The organism is Blautia coccoides, assembly GCF_034355335.1.
GTDB classification, from domain to species: domain Bacteria; phylum Bacillota; class Clostridia; order Lachnospirales; family Lachnospiraceae; genus Blautia; species Blautia producta.
Genome location: NZ_CP136422.1, coordinates 5806273 through 5825147 on the forward strand (window position 1 = coordinate 5806273; position 18875 = coordinate 5825147).

Here is an 18875-nt window from a genome sequence, read left to right on the forward strand (position 1 = left end):
AAAATCCATACAATACTCCCGAAACCGGAATACATCTCACACTCATGTCTCCTCTTTTGAATAATCCAAAACATACTGATTCCTGCCCTGCCTTTTTGCCTTATACAGGGCCTGATCCGCCCGTTTTAGAACCTCCAGGTAATCAGACTCCTTCTGTTTTGCCGCAGCAATCCCGATGCTGACACTCACAGAGCCGATTTTACGGAATTCCCCCAGGATCCTGTTGGCAATGTTCACAAGCACAGTGCTGTCCGCCTCACCATAGACCCATATACAGAATTCATCACCGCCGTATCTGCTCACGATATCTGTATTTCTCAGACATCTTTTTAAAATTGCCCCTGATTCGATCAGGACTCTGTCACCGGCATCATGCCCATATGTATCATTGATTTCTTTGAAATGGTCTATATCCAGGAACATGCACACCCTATAATTCCCGCCGTCCTTTTTTCCAAACTCTTTTTGTATCATCTGAAGCGCGGCCTCTCTGGTGAAAACTCCTGTCAGGGCATCCTTTTTCACCTTCTCGATCTCCTTACGCCTTACCTTCAGCGCGTAAGCCGTGAGAATAGCGGCAGCCATGATCAGGACAGTGGTTGCCAACAGGATAACAATGGACATGCTCCTTAAATCATTGAAAATCTTCTCATAACTGTCTGTGACAACCAGGGTAGCTATTGCCCAGTCCCTGATCCCCACAGGCTGATAATAGAGAAGACGCATCTTACCCTCGTTATAATATATCAGATATCCCGATTCCCCGGCTTCTATACTCTTTCTGAACTGCCGGACTTCACCCTGTTTTTTATATTCCATGGTTTCCAGCATTTCATAAACCGTCTCAAAATGTTCCATCCCGCTGTAGGATGCAGCCAGTTTGCCCTCGGGGGTAAATACAAGATTCGCCCCGTATTGACTCATTTCCGAGCCGTTGATCAGATTTCCCAGGCTGCTCACTGTATATTCCGCGCATACGGCACCTTCCACTTTCCCGTCCCGGAAGATGGGAACCCCCACTACAATACTATTCTGATCCTGATATCCCATGGACTGGATTCCGGATATACTTCTTTTTCCGGCTATAATTTCCCGGTAATACGGTTTATCCCCAACATAGCCTGACTGGTGGTCTCCGTAATATATATTGCCCTGCGTATCTCCCATTTCCAGTCTGTAATCTTCTGAGCAGAACTGCCTGGTCTTATCCCACCAGTTTTCGGTTCCTGAACCGTCCGGTATATCACAAAACGCTGCTATCATCTCCAGCCATTCCTGTTTTGCCTGTAAACGGCTTTCCAGATTCCCCCGGGCGATATTACTTTCCTTTTTCAGATCACTGTATGTCTGTTCCAAAAGTCCATCCTGTACCTTTTTATAATAGATCAGATCCAGGATACAACAGGATACCAGCAAAACGGAAATCATGATCCAGATTCTTCGGCTTTTTGCGGGATATCTGTATTTTCTTTTTTTACTGTAATGCATATCTGACAATTCCATCTGTTCTCCCCCGCGTCTCCCGCATCCAACCAATATATAATATTACTATTATAGCTTTTTACGGAATAAGATTCAATAGATTTTACCCTCTTCTACACCTGTAAGAGACAGGCAATGTCCCTGTTCATACTTTGCAGAATAGCCGCTGTCTGAACAGGGGACCGGCTAAACCACAAAAAAGTGTGGAATCCTTATTCTGGTTCCACACTTTTTACCGCAATAGGTGATACAGATGCTAAAGAAATAGCTGTCCTGTTTCTGCCTTTTCTGATCATTTTTGTTGAGAGGAGAAAATATCGGCGTATATTTTTGCCCATTATGCTCGTTCTGATAGATACCGCTTAATAACGCTTAATATAAGCCGGCTCCTTCTTTTCTGTGCTATGCATTTTTCACTCCAACTTTTCTTTCTGTTTCACACCGCCGGTTACTTCTCTTTGCTGCTTTTTCCCTGCTGTAAAGAGAACTGTGATCAGCACACCTGCGCAGATAAGCAGGCCTCCCACCACAAAGTTCCACGTGATCACCTCGTGCAGAAAGAAAATCCCCAGCACTGCAGAGGTCAAGGGCTGCAGAGGATAAAACATGGAACACACGCTGGCATCCAGAAGCTTCAGGCTCATATTCCATAAGGTATGCGCAACCGCTGTCCCCACAATTCCCAGATAAATGCAGGACCAGACAGCTTTGGCAGTAAAGGTGCTGTGTACACTCACCGCCTCCACTCCAGCAGCCGGAATGTTTAAAAGAAGCGCAACAGCCATTCCGTACAGCGCGATCTGGACAGGATCGTAACCACCGGAGATCCTCCGGATAGCCACAGATGCCCCTGACCACAAAAGCACGGAGCATACTGAGGCCAGCACGCCTGCGACACTGATACTGCCTCCTCCTGCTCCCAATATTATGTAAACCCCCACAAGGGATACCGCAATACTCACCACATCTTTTATATATATCTTTTCTCCCAGAAATATCACAGCCAGTATAGAAATGGAGATTGGATTCATGGCATTGATCAGAGAAGCCAGGGAGGCATCAAGAAGATTTGTTCCTATGACCTGACAGCCAATGGAGACAAAATATCCCAGAGCGCCTACGATCAGAATATATTTCCAGTCTCCCTTCTTCACCTTTTTCCTGGTTCCCCGCAGTTTGAGCAGCACGGCAAGAGCTGCCACTGAGACCAGATACCTGACAAGAAGCAGCATAAAAGGCGCCATAACGTCAAGGGCAAATTTGCTCACCACGTAGATGCTGCCCCATATAAAAAATGTAATAAACAAATAGATATATCCTGTTTTCTTTTTCATTTCTCTCCTCTTCTGTCTGCGTGTTATAACTCTTCAGCAGATCTGAACATTCACTGCACTGACCGGAATCCCCCGGTTCTTCCGCTGTTGGTTTATGTGCCTTATCATTATAACTTTTTAACCAATAAGATTCAATATTATTTCTTTCTAAAAAAAGTACCGGCAGCCATTTGGTCTGCCGATACTTTTCCTAATATCCCATTCGTTTCCTTCTCCTGACTATTCTTCCGGATCCTGTAACTTTGGTGTTACGGGAGAGCATACATTCAATTGGTCTTCCATCAGATGAATCAGATCCAGTTCACTCAAAAACGGTGCATTAAATCCATCACACGCAAAGTCCCCCTGCCATGTATTACACTCAAAGCCTGTGATCGTAATAGAAAATTCTCTTTTTTCATCCATAATATTTCCTCCCATCCGCGTGGACAGTATAAACCAGCCTTTTACTTTCCGTGCTTTCGTGCTTTATTATAAAAATATATCATATACCACAATGAATGGATAGAAACCCTTACTCAAACTCCGGTTTGAAGACGAAAAGTCATATTTTCATTACTGAAAATCCGGTTTTCTGCTCCAAATTCCGTTTTTGGCAATGTAAATTAAAAATTGTTATGTTAAAATATTTATAAATAATACATTACAGGGCAATGAGGGGAGACATCTTTATGCAGATAGCTATAGTTGAAGACATAGAAAACGACAGCCGGGAACTGATCAAAATGCTGAAATCCTACTTTCAGAATAAAAACATATCTGCTGACTGGACATGCTATTCCTCCGGTCAGGATTTTCTTGATTCCCATTACCCGGGACGATATGACCTCGTTTTCCTGGATATCTATATGGACGGTATAAACGGCATGGACACAGCCAGAAAGATCCGGCAGACAGACACCTCCTGCTCCCTTATCTTCTTCACTACCAGTTATGTACATGCAGTGGAAAGTTATGAGGTAAATGCATCTTATTATCTGACCAAACCTCTGAAAAAAGAGGCCCTGGAGAAGGCCCTTGACATTGTCTGCTGCCCCTTTGAAAAAAACAGCCAGTACATAACACTTACGGCAAAAGGAAACCTTAAAACAAAAATTCTGCTGGGTGATATTCTTTATGTTGATTGTATTGCCAGGCACACCTATGTTCATCTTTTGGACAAACAGATCATGGTTTATGACCCCATTGCCGCTGTTCTGGACACCCTTGCCGGGGATTCCCGTTTTTTATCCTGTAACCGAAATATCATGGTCAATATGGACTGGATAGACAGCGTACCTTCCGATGAATTTCTCCTGAAAAACAACGAACATGTACCGATCCGCCAGCGGGGAAGAAAAGCTTTGAAAAGAGCCTTTCTTGAATACTCCCTGAAAGATCTCCGAAGAGAGGAGGATATATGAAATCAGCCAAAACATTGTTTTTCTCTGTTCTCATATTGTTTCCCCTGACTTTTTTATTTGCCTGTCCTGTAAGAGCCTCAGAGACCACGAAAATGACCTATTGCTCCAATGCATGTGAGCTGTACGAAGCACTGCTGTACCATCCCACAGACACGATCATCCTCACGGATGATATTATATGGGAAAACTTTCCCGATGTAATGGAATTCAGCACCCCCACTGCGGTTTATATGGGAAATTACAGCATACAGATTCCGTACGACTGCAGCTTTTACGCAAAGGGACCTGTTGAATTCTACGGAGGTACCGGCACACAGCCTATGTTTTTGGTAAACGGATACCTGAACACCACAGAACAGACACAGATCACAGCTTCCGGAGAAAGCTGTACCGCTGTACAGATAGTGGATCAGGGAGTATGGGACTCCAATCTGGCCTCTGTCACTGCCTGCGGCAGAAATGCTGTGGCTGTATCCTATGAAGACGGACCCGATTCTGTTCTGGCACTGGCCCATATATCAGCACAGGGACAAGGCGCGCTGGCCCTCAGCACAAAACGGCCTCTGCGGGCTGTGCTCAGCAGCATCACCAGCGAAAGCGGCACTGCCGTTTCCGCTCTTTCTTCTGTCTCCCTGCTGGGCTGTCAGGTTTATCCGGAATCACCGGATGCCGTAGCCCTGGACTTTGATTTCCGTTTATATGACCGACATTTTGAAACTACCGGCTACTGCTATCCCACAGGCGTTTATTCCGACCAGATCATCAGAGACAGCCTGCACTATCTTATCACTTCCGATGACGGTTTTGATTACGCATACGACTGCCCTGTCAGTATAGAAGGATTACAGGACTCCTACCCCACAGCAGGGGATTTCACAATTACGGTTGTGCCCCTTATCCCCGATTGGTTTCCCGTCTATCCGGCTCCTATGCAGATTCCCCTGCATATCATAGCACCGGATCAGCCATTCCTTTCAGCCGCCTATCAACTCATGGACAGCGTGGGAATACAGTTTTTTTCAGAAATTACAGACGCGCGCAAAATGACATTATTTTACTCAGATAACAACGGAAAAACCTGGCGGGATATTATGGAACTGCCAGGCAGCGCTGTTTATTCTCTCAGTGCGCAGGTAGTAGGCCTTTCTGAGGATAAAGAATATCTCTTCTGCCTTTTAGTAGAGGGGGGAAGCAGGGAAGGCAGATCCAACGTCCTGAAATTCTCCTTCGGAAAAGTGGATATTGACGGCGGTGGTGATGACGACGGCGGTGACCGGAATGAACAGGAACTTCCGTCTTTCAATCAGCCCCCTCCTGTCACCGATACCCAGGAAGCAGAGGATATGCCCGGCACCACAGACGAAAAACAGCAGCCTGTGCCGGATAACTCAGCGCCGGACAGCACAACGTCAGACAGTACAACACTGGACAGCACAACGCCGGACGGCAGCGGCACAGAGACCCACATTACACGCCCGACGCTTCAAACGCCGCCCTCATCCGCGCAGCCGGATACCTCTGTCACTGCAAGCACGAATACGGATAAGACAGGGACCACTGCCCCTTCGGAGAAAACATCTGAGACTTCCCTCGGGGACAAGGAACAGACGCCTGTAATGGAACAGGTCACTGACACCTCAACTATCATCACTGGAGCACGCCTGCGGATGCTGCTGGAGGCAAATCCGGATTCTGTTCTTTTTGAGAAGAAGGGGATCACCGTGGAAATCCCCTCTGCCTACCTCTCCGCTCTGGATCTGGCAGACCATGCTCTGTTTGAGGTTTCCATTCAGAAGACGGACGATTACTCCTTTACCCTGTCGATCCGTATTGACGGCAGCGAAGCCGGCACGTTTTCAGAGAGCACTGTGACCATGCCCTTTCCCTTCCCGGACAAGGATGAGGCCAAACAACTGTCTCTGATCCACGTAGGCACAGGCAGTAAAAGCCAGATACAGTATCTGGCCCCGCAGAACAGAGCCTCAGCTAAAATATACGCCACCGGCACATACACACTTCAGCAGGAAGACGGGCAGATACTGGAACCACTGTCCCGGAAAAAGGCAGCTTATATCATCCTGTACCTGGCTGCAGGTATCCTGTCTTTCTCTGCTGTCATTATAGTTATACTGAAAAGGAGGGCACACCATGAAAAACGCTAAAAAGCTGTTTCTTCTCGGAGTCATTCCTTTTTTCATTCTGATCGCTTCGCTTTTTATGTTCAGACTGCTGTACCGATATGACAATAAATATACACGAAATGGTGCCCTGCCGATCTGCGGCGTCCTCTCTCTGTCTGAGGGTGAGCTTGCCCAAGATCCCCTGCGCTACCTGATCCGCGAATGGGAGTTTTATCCCAATGTGAGCTTTTCACCTGAAACCTTTGCCAAAAGGCCGGCAGATACTTACCGGCAGTATGTATCCGTAGGACAGTACGGAGGAATGGAGACAGGAAATTATATTAATTCTCCTCACGGATGCTGTACTTACCGCCTCACCCTGCATCTTCCTCCCGGTCTCCGCTCATATGCGCTGGAGCTTCCGGAAATCTACTCCTCCTACAGTCTTTACCTGGACAATGAACTGCTTCTGCAATCAGGAAATCCGGCGCCTCACGCCTACAAACCTGCCATCAACAACCGCATGGTCATTTTCCAGAGCGAAGGAACCGCTGTCCTCCTTCTGGCTGTCACTGACTATTCCTGGATATACAGCGGAATGGTCTATCCACCAGCCTTCGGAACGGTCGATGCGGTGAGCAGCGCCAGGGAAACACGGCATATGCTGCGCATTGCCTCTCTGCTTTTGGCCTCTTTTGGTGTATTTCTGTCCCTTTACATAGGAGTCCGCGCCCGGTGGAACAAAGGGTTTTTGTACGCCCTGCTGTGCCTGTGCCATATTGGGTATACGGCCTTTCCCCTGCTGCACGGCTTTTTCACCACCGGGGTACAGCCCTGGTACACACTGAATCTGACCTGTTTTTATTTTATTCTACTGCTGGTAGTGATACTGCAGAGCCGCCTCTGCAGTCTGAAGGGTGTATTTTCCATCCCATGGATCACCGTCTGCTCCTTGGGAACCGTAATCTCCCTGGCTGTGGGTATCTTTGCTTCCCGCATGAGTGTCAGTATGCTCACAGGCTTTTCCTTTATTTCGGGCCTGTTAAAATACGGAACTGCCCTCTACCTTCTCATCACTTCAGCCATGGCATTCATTCTGCAGAAAAAATATTCGCTCCTGCTGCTCTACACCTCAGTAATATTTGCCGCAGCTCTTCTTTCGGACCGGTTTATGTCCATGTATGAGCCTGTATACGGCGGACGGTTTGTAGAGATTGGCGGGGCAGCCCTCATGGTTGGTCTCTTCTGTGTACTGTGCGGCAATCTTGCGGAGGCATACCGCCGCAGCCTTACCATGCAGGAGGAACACCGGCAGATGGAACGTCAGCTCGCCATGCAGAAAGATCACTATCTGCAGCTAACGGAGCAGATCAATGCCGCAAGGACCGCATCCCATGACCTGCGGCATCATATGCGCACACTTCGGGGCCTGGCAGACAAGGAGTCCCTGGAAGGCATCCGGAGATATCTGGCAGAATATGAGCCTTCCAAAGAAGTACACGACGTAGTCACATACTCTAACAATCCTGCGGCAGATGCCATTCTGCATTACTACTCCACCGCGGCGGCCCAGATCCATGCCGACTTTGACGCCGTTCTTCTTCTGCCTGAAGGGTTAGACTTTACGGATGCGGATTTATGCATTTTACTGGGAAATCTCATGGAAAATGCTGTGGAAGCCTGCTCCCGTCAGAAGACAGGAAGGCGCTTCATCATTCTGAAAGGCAAGACAAGCCGGAAGCAGCTTCGTCTTGTTGCAGACAATAGCTTTGACGGGGTCATCCGTCAAAAAGACGGCCATTATTACTCCTCCAAAAGAAAAGGAATGGGCCTGGGAATCCAATCCGTGCAGGCCGTGGTGGAGCGGCATGGGGGACTGGTCAGCTTTGAGGCAAAAGATAATATTTTCCAGGTATCTGTATTGATTCCCCTGGACCATTAATGATCTTCCAGAAGAACTGGATATGCTGTCAGGGCAGCATATCCAGTTCTTCCATGTAAATACAGTGGGGAATGCCGTTTGTCCTGACCATTTCTCTGCAAAGATCAAGATCCATCCATTTTACTTCCTCCACCTCTTCTCTCTGAAGCCTCATCTGCTCCGGTTCTATGTCTGTCCACATACAGTAGATATTACTGACCTGGTTATCCACAAAATCCCTGCCGTAAAACACATCCCTGTGAAAAATCCTTCTCCTGCCACAGAAAACCAGATCCTCCGCGCGGGCATCTACTCCCAGCTCCTCTTTCAGTTCTCTGAGCGCAGAGGGAATAAAATCCACACCCGCGGGTATATGCCCCGCACTTGAAATGTCATAACATCCGGGATGAGAATCCTTATCCCTGCTCCGTTTCTGAAGCAGTACCTCTGTCCTGCCATTGCGTCTGCGAAGAAGCCACACGTGAGCGGTGCGGTGCAGGATCCCTTTTGCATGGGCAGTCTCCCTGTCAATGGTCTCCCCTGTGGGACTGCCTGATTCATCTACAATATCCAATATTTCCATTCTGCTGTTCCTCCTGTCTTTTCATGGATAATATTTTCATTATACCGCCAAAGAAAATTTGTGGCAATCATGGCTGTCCCTTATCTGAACGCAATATAAAACGCAGAAGCCGCCGTATAAGACTCTGCGGACTTCTGCGTTTTCCTGAATTTCTGTGATTCATTCTGCCTGATATGTGTTAAAAAATCCTGTAAACTTTGGTCTCATATCCCTTAAGCAGGACATTTCCCTGTACCTCATCTTTTGTGTCCATATCCATGACTGCCTCTTTGAGCACAATTTTCTGCGGCTCTTTGCCATAGTTCAGAACAAAGAGATATTTTTTTCCATCCTTCACCCTCATGGCTATTTCACAGGCCTCCGGCACCTCCACCAGTTCCTGATAAGGACTCAGCACTCCTGTATAGGCCAGGAATTCCTTTACATTTTCTCTGGTAAAGGTTCCTCCGAAATGCAGAACCTTTCCCTTGCCGCATACAGTCTCTGCCAGCGCCGGGCGCCCTTCATAATAGTTAGAGCTGTATTTTGCCAAAATTCTGACATCCGGCCCTGTGGTGGCAAGAATATCATTAAACAGCCCTGTCTCCACCTGTTTTCCTTGCCAATCCATGAACACTGCATCGTCCGCCGGCCCTATAAACGTAAACTCCTTCACATCTGTCTGTGCAAGAGAGGAGAGAAGACCCGGCATTGGCTGCATCACACACCTGCCGTTCTCATCCTTCTGCCCTGTTCTGCATCCCAGGATCAGGCATCCGCCTGCCTTCACGTACTGCTCCAGCACCTCTGCTCTTTTCTCTGTGAGGATCAGGGGGTGGGGATAAATGAGAACAGGATATTTCATCAGTTCCTCTGCATCTGTATCCTCCAGAAGATACACCATATCCATAGGTGTGTGGCTGATCTGTGAGGCTGTAAAAATCTCTTTTTCACTTTTCTTCGCCAGCCGCATGTGCCACACATCCAACTGGGAATCCCATATATTATCGTAGTCCCGCACAAGCCCAAATGCTGCCTGATATTCCGCTCCTGCCATCTCATTGACAGCCTGGATACGTTTCCAGATTCTGTGAACCTCAGAGAGTTTCCTGTTGTCCCTGTTGTCATAATCCAGGATTCCATGCCAGTATATTTCTGTTCCTATAACTGCGGTTCTCCAGCGGAAGAAGCTCACATAGTCCGCACCGTGTGCAATACTCTGCATGGTCCAGAGCATCATCTGCCCGGGTTTCGGAGCCGGAGCCTCCATGCGGGTATTCCATCCGTTTGCCCCTGACTGCTGTTCCATAATGCCGAAATGCGGACAGACAGAACGCACTTCCGACAGATTCCGGCTCCATTTCCTGTCATTTAAATCGTCCGAGTGTTTGGGGTCCTCACACAGACAGTAGGCAAAATTAGGGTAGGAGTCATACGTATAGACATCCAGACACTCATCCATCATCTCATGGTTGTCCAGATTTCCAAACATACCGTTTGTTGTGATAAAATCCTGAGGTTTTTTATATTTTCTGATGATATCACTCTGCATTTTACAGAACTGCACAGCGCTTGCAGATATAAATCTGGTGTAATCCAGAACCTGATGGGGATTTGTGGAATCGTGCACGGTGGGTCTGGGCACATAGATTTCCTCCCACTCTGTATAGGTCTGATTCCAGAATACAGTTCCCCAGGCCTCATTCAAAGCATCCAGTGTCCCATATTTCCCCTTCAGGAATTCCCTGAAAGCCGCTGTGTCGCTCTCAGAATAGAAGACATCCACCTCGCAGTTGATCTCATTATCAATCTGCCACCCCACAATACAGGGACGCTGTCCGTAGTGTTCTGCCGCCTTCTCCACAATAACGGAGCAGAGCTTCCGATAGACAGGAGAATTGTAATTATAATGTCTCCTCATCCCATGCCGAAACGGTGTCCCGTCCAGACGGCAGTTCAGCACCTCCGGGTATTTCTCTGTCAGCCAGACCGGAGGCGTAGCCGTTGGGGTGCCGAATATAACCTTCATCCCCTCCTCCTCAGCCAAATCCAGAAATGAATCGAAGAATTCAAAAGTAAATTCCCCCTCCCTTGGCTCCAGCTTGCTCCACGCAAACTCTGCGATTCGGATGGTAAAGATTCCGTTCTCCTTCATCCGCCTAAGGTCTTCCCTCCACAGCTTTTTGTCCCAGTGTTCCGGGTAATAACAAGTACCCAGAGAAAGGCCGTCCCATTTGAAATTCTGTGTTTTCCTCATTTAGTTTTCCTCCTCCTGCTGCCCTATAATCGTCATGGGCAGGATAAACTTGATTTTTGTTCCTCTGTGCTTTTCGCTCTCTATATGAAGCCTGCTGGTTTCACCATAACACAGGATGAGTCTTCGGTAAACATTTTTAAGTCCAATATTTTGATTGGTATCATTCATCTCGCATTTCTCATACAATGCCTGAATTTCCTCCCTGCTCATTCCCACTCCGTTGTCCGCAATACAAAATGCCACTGCCTCATTTTCCAATTTTATCTGCACGCGCAGCGTCCCCTTCTCAAGCTTTGGTTCCAGTCCATGGATGATAGCATTTTCGATCAGAGGCTGAAGGATAAAGTTAGGAATCCGGCAGGGATATGCCTGTTCATCTATATCATATATAACAGAAATCTTATCACCGAACCTCTGTCCCTGTATCAGCAGATAATCCTTCACCGTCTTCATCTCATCCTCCACAGTGACAAATCTGTCCTTCTGGATCATTGCCCTCAACAAGTCTGCCAGAGATATCGTCATCTCTGAGATATCCAGATTCCCCTGCATGATGGCCATCCAACTGATGGTATCCAGGGTATTATAGAGGAAATGCGGATTGATCTGCATACATAAAAAGTCAATCTCAGCCTGCTTCTGCGTGATCTCCATTTTATACACCTTTTCAATGAGGGTCTCGATATTCTCCGCCATGCGGTTATACTCGCTTCCTATCTGTCCGATCTCGTCTGTGGTCTTAACCTCCACCCTGTGAGACAGGTTTCCCATTCCAAACAGCTTCATGCTCTCCAGAAGGTCCTGGGTGGGCTTTGCAATATGCTTCGTCGCCATGCTCACAGAGATAAAGCTGAGGATTAAGATTCCCAGAAGAAAAATACCGGTTAATCCGATCACCCTGTATGTATTTTTGTAAAACTCCTTTACAGATACCGCCTCCACCAGGGTCCATCCATTCGGCATCTCATTCCCCACATAATAAAAAGAATTTGTCCCATTCAGTATGTCATACCGCCATGTCTCGGACTCTCTCAATTTCTCTATCTCAACAGGAAATTCATCTCCCAGGTATCTTTCATGGTTCGTGACTGTGATCACCCCATCCCGGTCCACTACATAACACGCTCCGGAATATTCTGTGGAATTATCTCTGACAATGTCACCAAAATATTCTCTCTCATAAACAATATTAATATATCCTATAGGCCTCATAGTGGTCAGATCCAGAATGGCCTTGGCTATGCAGATGTCATCATCCGGTCCTACCAGCCCCCAGAGGGTTGTCCCGTTGGCGGCATAGATCTCCCTCTCGGAAAATGCCAGATCAGTCCCCCGCCCCGTGATCTTCTTCACAGAGAATTCCAGACCGCTTTTTGAGAAGACACTCAGGGAAACCACATCGGAACTGAACAGAGCATTTGTCTCCAGCTCCCGTTCCACGATCTTGCTGATATTCCTGATACTGTACAGCTCCATCTCCTGTCCGTTTACAATTTCAAGCTGTTCCTGTATCACAGAGCTGGACAGGATCTGAATATTGATATCCTCTATGGTCTGTATCATGTTTTCAAGATTGTTGGTGGTCTGCTGTGTTATGTCCTGGAGATAGACCTTGGAGATTTTTCCATATCCCTGTTTGAAAACCGCCGCGGAAAAGACAGAGATGCCGGCACCTGTTATGGTAATAAGAACGGCAAATACAAGCAGCATCTTTTTTCTTATTCCCGTGATCTTCAGCTTCCCTTTTCCTTTTTCTGTCATTACATGCCCCCGGATATCTCTGTTATTTTATCTCTGTGCATACCTGCCCTTATGTCATTTCTTTTCCTGTATCAGCTCCAGTATGCTCTTAATGCTGTGACTTTTCTGCTGTCCGGCGTTTTTCCTGAATTCTCCCGGGCTGCATCCAAATGCTTTTTTGAACACCTGGCTGAAATATCTGGCGTCCCGGAACCCTGATTTTTCACACAGCAGTCCAATTTTCACGCTGTCTTCACGAAGCAGCCACACTGCTTCAGCCAGGCGCATACTGTTTAAAATCTCGCTGAAGGAGTAACCTGTCTCCTTCCTGATCATTCTGGAAAGATACGCCGGTGAAAAATGGTAGGTGTCTGCAATGGAGTTCAATGTGATATCCTGTGTAAAGCTCTGTGCCATATCCTGAAGGATCTCCATGCACTGGGGATTGATGCCCCGGAAATGGCAGCGTATCTGGTCTCCCAGATCAACACTGTCCGCATCTGTCTCATATCTGCGCACCACCTTCTCCTGATAGCGCCTCTGTTCCAGCCGCCTCATTACCCCTGATACCGTTTCCAGAATATCCCTGGGTCTCAGGGGTTTCAGCATATAGTCAAAGACCTCATTTCTGATTGCTTTCTGGGCATAAGAAAAGTCAGAAAATCCTGTCAGGAGTATCACGGCTGTATCCAGATCATACTCTTTTACATATTCAGCCAGTTCAAGCCCTGTAAGGCCGGGCATTTTAATATCACTGATCATGATGTCAACCTTCTGCTGCTGCAGTATCTCTTTGGCCTGCAGTCCGTTTTCTGCCTCATACACATTTTCAATCCCGATATTGCCCCAGGGAAGGGAGAGCATTCCCTTCCGAATAGCCATTTCATCATCCGCAACCAGTAAATTCATGTCTTCCTCCCTTGTCTCAACCCTTTACTGCTCCTGCCACCATGCCTTCCATAATATGTCTGTGCAGCCATATGTAAACAATGACACTTGGAACGATGGTGATAATGACCGCCGCAATTTCTGCCACATAATTGGTTGCATACTGTCCCTGGAATTCTGTCAGCCCCACCGGAAGCGTCATCTTGGAGGAATCCGTCAGAAAAATCTGGGGAAGCAGAAGGTCATTCCATATATTGATAAAAGTAACCACCGCTACCGTCACGATAGACGATTTGGAGATAGGCATAATGATCTTAAAAAATATCTGGTAGATATTACACCCATCCATAACAGCAGCCTCCTCCATTTCCTTTGGAAGAGAACCCATAAATCCCGTCATAATAAATATTGCCATAGGAAAAGCAATTGCAATATGCGGTATGATAACTGCCAGATGCGTATTCAAAAGCCCCATCCTGTTGAACATGGAAAACAGGGGAACCACCATAGCATACACCGGGATCATCATTCCCAGCAAAAATATATTCAGCGTCAGCTTAGACAGCCTCCACTCCATTCTTGTGATCGCATAAGACACCATACTGCTCAGCACAACTGCCACCAAAACGGCTGATACTGCAATAATAACAGAGTTGCCGAAATATTGCAAAATGTGCCCCTCTGTTATGGCCTGAACATAATTATCCAGCCTAAACTGCTCCGGCAGTCCCCAGGGGTTTGCATACAGCTCTGTATTTGTCTTAAATGAGCTTAAAAACAGCCACAAAAGAGGATAAAGACACAGTATGGTAAAAATCCCCAGCACAATATATTTCAGTACAAGAAAAACCTTATCCTTTGCCGATAATTTCATCTCACTGTCCTCCTCTTAAAATTCAACAGGTTCCGAACGGAACACCAGGTTTGACAGCAATACAGAACACATGCACAGGATCAGCAGAATCACGCCGATCCCGGCGGAATACCCATACTTCAGTGTCCGGAACCCCTGGTAAAACATATAGGTTGACATAAGTTCCGTAGCATGATTGGGACCGCCTCCGGTCATAACTGCTATCAGATCATAATATTTCAGGGAGCCTGTGATGATCAGTACAGCATCCACCTTCAAAATAGGTTTGATCAGAGGAAAGGTAATACTCTTAAACTGTACCCATTTACTGGCCCCGTCTATCTCCGCCGCCTCATAATAAGAGGAGGGGATATTCTTCATAGCTGCAAGCTGGATAATCATGTGATATCCCACAAACTGCCACATCACCACCACAATGATACAAAACAGCGCCAGATTCTTATCGGACAGCCACACATGCTGCAGACTCTCCAGTCCGATCACTTCCAAAAATTTATTGAGCAGTCCAAACTCCGAGTTATACACAAAAGTCCAGGTCAGCCCCACAGCCACTCCGCAGATGACACTCGGCAGGAAAAACACCGTCTGAAAGAAATGACTTCCCTTAATTTTCTGAAATAAAATATTTCCAAACAACAGCGCCAGCGGCAAATGCGCGATCAATGACCCGATCACCATCAGAATATTGTTCCTCAAAGCTCCGGTAAAGGTAGAATCCCGGAATAAATTTACATAATTCTTAAACCCCACAAACTTGCTCGGACTCATCAGATCTGTCTGCAAAAAACTTACATACACATTATATCCGATAGGCACCAACACAAAAACCGCATATATCAAAAAAGCCGGCAGCACAAAAACCGCGATACTCTTCTTATTTCCTAAAACCTTATTCATCCCATTTCACCTCGCCAAACCCAAACTATTTTATTAACTATCGCAGCCAAAGTCAGGGGAAGGTGATGCCCCAGGGGGAGGCAAACTGCAGTCCTCCTCCTTCCCCATCCCCCCAAGCCATCTGCTAAACAATCCCTTTACCTGTCTGCATTATCCTCCGCAAACTGCTGCAGGGCATCAAACGCCCCTTTTGCGTCTTCCCCTCCAAGAACCGAGACGCAGGTATTGTTAAACTCCACGCCTTCTCCGGCTCCAAACTGCCTGTCCCACCAGGGAGTCAGTCCTACCTGCTCATTGGAGATCGTCAGCACTTCTCCCATAAGCGGTGTCAGTTTACTGGTATCCAGTTCAAAATTGTCTGCCGGTATTCTGCTGTTTTCGTACAGCAGCATCTCCTCCATTTCCTGGGAGGTCCAGAATTTTAAAAATGCCACAGCCGCGTCTTTATTTTTACAGGTCTCCGATACTGCAAAGCTGGTATCCACTGAGCCTACGGAAATATTATTGAACTGTGCGTCATAGGCCGGCAGTACAAAAGCCCCTGCGTCTTCCCCTATACCGCTCTTCTGGATCTTATCCGCGTCCCATGCTCCCATAAAATACATGGCGGATTTTCCGTTGGTAAATAAATCTGTTGATTCCTCCGGTCCCATGCCGATGTATCCATCCTGAAAGTATCCCGCATCTGCCATTTTCTTCACTTCTTCGGCCGCTTTTACATGGGTTTCATTGTTCCACTTTTCACTTCCGTCACAAATATCCTGGAAAAGTTTGTCGCCTGCCATTCCGCCTGCAATCTGCTGTACAAACTGGGCAGGGATCCAGGCGTCTGTACCGCACATAGCCATTGGTGTCACCCCATTATTTTTCAGGGTATCACACACACTCAGAAACTCATCATATGTAGAAGGCACCTGAACTCCGTTTTCCTCAAATATCTTTTTGTTATAAAACATAACACATAATGATTTCTGCGTAGGGATTCCATAATTTTTACCGTCATATGACAGCAGCTCAAGGGTTCCGTCCGCAAAGCTGTCCTTCCACTCTGCATCCTTCTCCAGATAGGACGTGATATCCGTTACCTTACCACCCTCCACAAACGGCTGCAGATAGGACAATTCCCATGTAAAGAACACATCCGGCACCGCATTTGAGGCCATCAGAGTCGTCAGCTTTGTCTTATACTGTTCATTTTCATAAAAATCAATCTTTACCTTTACCCCAAACTCATTATCTTCTGAAAACTTTTCAGCAATGGAGTTGTAGGCATCAATATAAGTATCTGCCTCTGTCCCCACACACATAACGGTCAGGGTATCGCTGTCCCCTTCTTTTCCTCCTGAACCGGAAGCCTCTTTACTTCCGTCTCCCTGGCTGCCTCCGCATCCTGCCAGCATGCCGGCTGTCATGGCTGCTGTTAGCAATATAGCTGTTGTTCTCTTTCTCATTTTTATTTCCTCCGTAATTTATTTGATGAAATCATTGTAACTTATGTCATTATAACGGAACAGGTGTCTTTCTTACCAAAAATGTTTGATATTTTGACCATTGTATAGGTGTATCAGGAAAACAAAAAGGGAATTATCACCAAACAGCCCATCCGCTGTCCGCGATAATTCCCAGTATAGCCAAATGTTTCCGTATCTCCGCTATTTCCTGCTCTTAATATAACAGATATTGCTGATGAGAAAACTGCTGTGCTTTCTCACATAATTGTAATACTCCTGCCTGTTGATATAATATTCTTTTCCCCAGGAGGAAACCCTCATCCAGGTCTCATCCATGCCTGTCACGGTAACAAAATGCGCCTTTATCTGACAGGAGGGCGAATACTCTCCCTCTGATGACCGGTAGTACATATTCAGCCGGTGCTTTCCCCACACAAAAGGAAAATTAGGCCCTACCAATAAAATCACGGGGATATCATGGGCCAGCATAGCGCTGATCCTCACCCACAGATTCCTGGGCAGAACACCGAAAGCCGCCCGAAGTCTGATTCTCTCATGCCTGAAATATCTGTTAAGCCCCAGCACAAGCATCCATCCGGCCATGCCGAAATGGGGGATCACTGGAAGATATTTCCTCCTAAAATAGTTTACATAATTCATATACTCGGGCAGTTCAAGAATACCGTTTTCCAAATATGCTTCCTTGAATAATTCCGTCCGGCAGATATCTTTATGTAAACTTAAATACAACAATAAATCTGTACCGCCTATAACACCGCATCCACACTTTCTCATAACGGCGGAATCCGACCACGCCTGGTTTCCCCCAAATGACAGGGTACCATCATTTTCAATTACTGGATATGGATTATGTAAACTGCTCCTCTGCATATTTATGTCAACCTTTCTCTTTTATTTTACACAACACCGGCTTTACAGAATATTACGATTCACAGCTCTGCATGTTATCATTCACTCATTTGCTGCCTCACAGGATCTCCGCTTCCAGTTCTTCTGAAATAGAAACAGTTCCGCCCATTTTGCACTGTACTGTCTTTCCTTCCCGGCGGATCACCGTAGCTTCGATCAGCCCGTCCGGCTGTCTCAGCACATACACATAAGTGCCGTCCTCTTTTCTGCCGGCCAGATACACTGCGCAGGCCATACTTCCGCTGCCACAGCTTGACTCCCACACCAGGGAATTTGTCTCTGCCACGTATACCACAGGCGTCATCCGATAGCACTTCTCCATACCGTCACCGCTGGGTTCCAGGAACATGATGCCGTATGCATCACATTTTTCATGATCCTGGGCTGCCTTTAACACAGCCTGTACAAATGCGTCACTCCGCCTTGGCCCCTTCACAATAATATGGTTGATGCCGTCAAAGCAGACCATGGGACAGCTTCCCTGTCCGGGCACCGCCAGCTCTACTATTTTCTGAGGAAGCGGCATGGTGGTGCGGCTTGTACCTGCCTCAAGGTCTGTCTCAACGTTTAAAGGAGTATCCGAACCGCTTACATCCACTTCCACCAGCCGCGGATGAGCCGGGTCCAAAAGGCTTTTCAGGTATCCAAAGCTCCTGGTGGCATTTCCGCAGAATTCTCCGCCCATCATCTGCATATGCAGGGAGCCGTCCCTGTTCTCCTCCACAAATCCCACCTGTTCCGCTCTGTACTCACTCATTTTCAAAAGCTGATTTGCCGCCTCCGCATACTGGTCTCTCTTAAGCGGTGTCATGACAAAGATCGTGATATTGCCGGCCGGGTCCGCTACACGTATTTTTACCTTCATATGTTCCTCCAGTCTTACCCCAAATCTGATTTTCTGCTTCTATCATACCACAAAAATCATCAAAAATATGTAAAACAATTTTATCTTATCGACTTTCTTAAAAAACTGTGTTATATATGTATATATAGGGCATAGGGTGATACACCTTATG

15 protein-coding genes are annotated in these 18875 nt (G+C 46.9%); 3 read left to right on the top strand and 12 right to left on the bottom strand.

Annotated features, from left to right (window positions below):
• Positions 1-42: 42 nt before the first annotated feature.
• The 3 genes from BLCOC_RS26155 to BLCOC_RS26165 form a co-directional block, all read right to left on the bottom strand.
• Positions 43-1503, bottom strand: coding sequence for a sensor domain-containing diguanylate cyclase (locus BLCOC_RS26155; protein ID WP_115623847.1), 1461 nt, complete (start codon positions 1501-1503; stop codon positions 43-45).
• A 392-nt stretch (positions 1504-1895) separates the two neighbouring features.
• Positions 1896-2816: a DMT family transporter gene (locus BLCOC_RS26160; protein WP_115623848.1), complete on the bottom strand. Its 921-nt coding sequence runs from the start codon at positions 2814-2816 to the stop codon at positions 1896-1898.
• 219 nt (positions 2817-3035) lie between these two features.
• Positions 3036-3221, bottom strand: coding sequence for a hypothetical protein (locus BLCOC_RS26165; protein ID WP_115623849.1), 186 nt, complete (start codon positions 3219-3221; stop codon positions 3036-3038).
• A 266-nt stretch (positions 3222-3487) separates the two neighbouring features.
• On the opposite strand from BLCOC_RS26165, the gene BLCOC_RS26170 reads away from it, so the two are divergent.
• From BLCOC_RS26170 to BLCOC_RS26180, 3 genes are read left to right on the top strand one after another with little or no spacing between them, the layout of a single operon-like run.
• Positions 3488-4219 carry a LytR/AlgR family response regulator transcription factor gene (locus BLCOC_RS26170; protein WP_018595429.1) on the top strand — a complete coding sequence of 244 codons (732 nt, stop codon included), beginning with the start codon at positions 3488-3490 and terminating at the stop codon, positions 4217-4219.
• Complete coding sequence (locus BLCOC_RS26175; RefSeq protein WP_115623850.1) at positions 4216-6381, top strand: hypothetical protein; 2166 nt, start codon at positions 4216-4218, stop codon at positions 6379-6381. Before BLCOC_RS26170 ends, BLCOC_RS26175 begins: the two co-directional genes overlap by 4 nt.
• Positions 6368-8281 (top strand): GHKL domain-containing protein, encoded by a 1914-nt coding sequence (locus BLCOC_RS26180; protein ID WP_115623851.1) that lies wholly within the window; start codon positions 6368-6370, stop codon positions 8279-8281. Before BLCOC_RS26175 ends, BLCOC_RS26180 begins: the two co-directional genes overlap by 14 nt.
• A gap of 28 nt (positions 8282-8309) precedes the next feature.
• Here the strand turns inward: BLCOC_RS26180 and BLCOC_RS26185 are convergent, their stop codons facing one another.
• The 9 genes from BLCOC_RS26185 to BLCOC_RS26225 all read right to left on the bottom strand — a co-directional run bounded on the left by BLCOC_RS26185 (position 8310) and on the right by BLCOC_RS26225 (position 18724).
• Positions 8310-8843 (bottom strand): NUDIX hydrolase, encoded by a 534-nt coding sequence (locus BLCOC_RS26185; protein ID WP_115623852.1) that lies wholly within the window; start codon positions 8841-8843, stop codon positions 8310-8312.
• A 178-nt stretch (positions 8844-9021) separates the two neighbouring features.
• Positions 9022-11079 carry a beta-galactosidase gene (locus tag BLCOC_RS26190; protein ID WP_115623853.1) on the bottom strand — a complete coding sequence of 686 codons (2058 nt, stop codon included), beginning with the start codon at positions 11077-11079 and terminating at the stop codon, positions 9022-9024.
• Positions 11080-12840 carry a cache domain-containing sensor histidine kinase gene (locus tag BLCOC_RS26195; protein WP_029471469.1) on the bottom strand — a complete coding sequence of 587 codons (1761 nt, stop codon included), beginning with the start codon at positions 12838-12840 and terminating at the stop codon, positions 11080-11082. It abuts the gene before it with no gap.
• 54 nt (positions 12841-12894) lie between these two features.
• A complete protein-coding gene (locus BLCOC_RS26200; protein ID WP_029471470.1) occupies positions 12895-13728 on the bottom strand; it encodes a response regulator transcription factor in 834 nt (277 codons plus the stop codon).
• A 16-nt stretch (positions 13729-13744) separates the two neighbouring features.
• Positions 13745-14581 (bottom strand): carbohydrate ABC transporter permease, encoded by an 837-nt coding sequence (locus BLCOC_RS26205; RefSeq protein ID WP_029471471.1) that lies wholly within the window; start codon positions 14579-14581, stop codon positions 13745-13747.
• 15 nt (positions 14582-14596) lie between these two features.
• Entirely contained in the window at positions 14597-15478 is an 882-nt protein-coding gene (locus BLCOC_RS26210; RefSeq protein WP_018595420.1) for a carbohydrate ABC transporter permease, read from the bottom strand.
• A 137-nt stretch (positions 15479-15615) separates the two neighbouring features.
• Positions 15616-16929 (bottom strand): ABC transporter substrate-binding protein, encoded by a 1314-nt coding sequence (locus tag BLCOC_RS26215; RefSeq protein ID WP_115623854.1) that lies wholly within the window; start codon positions 16927-16929, stop codon positions 15616-15618.
• Between the two features lie 201 nt (positions 16930-17130).
• Positions 17131-17724 carry a hypothetical protein gene (locus BLCOC_RS26220; RefSeq protein ID WP_242999008.1) on the bottom strand — a complete coding sequence of 198 codons (594 nt, stop codon included), beginning with the start codon at positions 17722-17724 and terminating at the stop codon, positions 17131-17133.
• 193 nt (positions 17725-17917) lie between these two features.
• Positions 17918-18724 carry a hypothetical protein gene (locus BLCOC_RS26225; protein WP_029471474.1) on the bottom strand — a complete coding sequence of 269 codons (807 nt, stop codon included), beginning with the start codon at positions 18722-18724 and terminating at the stop codon, positions 17918-17920.
• Positions 18725-18875 lie beyond the last annotated feature (151 nt).

What these genes read in the sequence shown, in the direction of transcription:
- BLCOC_RS26155 (WP_115623847.1), bottom strand. Translation starts at nt 1,503, where the DNA reads ATGGAATTGTCAGATATGCATTACAGTAAAAAAAGAAAATACAGATAT.
- BLCOC_RS26200 (WP_029471470.1), bottom strand. Translation starts at nt 13,728, where the DNA reads ATGAATTTACTGGTTGCGGATGATGAAATGGCTATTCGGAAGGGAATG.
- BLCOC_RS26220 (WP_242999008.1), bottom strand. Translation starts at nt 17,724, where the DNA reads ATGAGAAAGTGTGGATGCGGTGTTATAGGCGGTACAGATTTATTGTTG.
- BLCOC_RS26225 (WP_029471474.1), bottom strand. Translation starts at nt 18,724, where the DNA reads ATGAAGGTAAAAATACGTGTAGCGGACCCGGCCGGCAATATCACGATC.
- BLCOC_RS26205 (WP_029471471.1), bottom strand. Translation starts at nt 14,581, where the DNA reads ATGAAATTATCGGCAAAGGATAAGGTTTTTCTTGTACTGAAATATATT.
- BLCOC_RS26185 (WP_115623852.1), bottom strand. Translation starts at nt 8,843, where the DNA reads ATGGAAATATTGGATATTGTAGATGAATCAGGCAGTCCCACAGGGGAG.
- BLCOC_RS26190 (WP_115623853.1), bottom strand. Translation starts at nt 11,079, where the DNA reads ATGAGGAAAACACAGAATTTCAAATGGGACGGCCTTTCTCTGGGTACT.
- BLCOC_RS26180 (WP_115623851.1), top strand. Translation starts at nt 6,368, where the DNA reads ATGAAAAACGCTAAAAAGCTGTTTCTTCTCGGAGTCATTCCTTTTTTC.
- BLCOC_RS26215 (WP_115623854.1), bottom strand. Translation starts at nt 16,929, where the DNA reads ATGAGAAAGAGAACAACAGCTATATTGCTAACAGCAGCCATGACAGCC.
- BLCOC_RS26160 (WP_115623848.1), bottom strand. Translation starts at nt 2,816, where the DNA reads ATGAAAAAGAAAACAGGATATATCTATTTGTTTATTACATTTTTTATA.
- BLCOC_RS26195 (WP_029471469.1), bottom strand. Translation starts at nt 12,840, where the DNA reads ATGACAGAAAAAGGAAAAGGGAAGCTGAAGATCACGGGAATAAGAAAA.
- BLCOC_RS26210 (WP_018595420.1), bottom strand. Translation starts at nt 15,478, where the DNA reads ATGAATAAGGTTTTAGGAAATAAGAAGAGTATCGCGGTTTTTGTGCTG.
- BLCOC_RS26165 (WP_115623849.1), bottom strand. Translation starts at nt 3,221, where the DNA reads ATGGATGAAAAAAGAGAATTTTCTATTACGATCACAGGCTTTGAGTGT.
- BLCOC_RS26170 (WP_018595429.1), top strand. Translation starts at nt 3,488, where the DNA reads ATGCAGATAGCTATAGTTGAAGACATAGAAAACGACAGCCGGGAACTG.
- BLCOC_RS26175 (WP_115623850.1), top strand. Translation starts at nt 4,216, where the DNA reads ATGAAATCAGCCAAAACATTGTTTTTCTCTGTTCTCATATTGTTTCCC.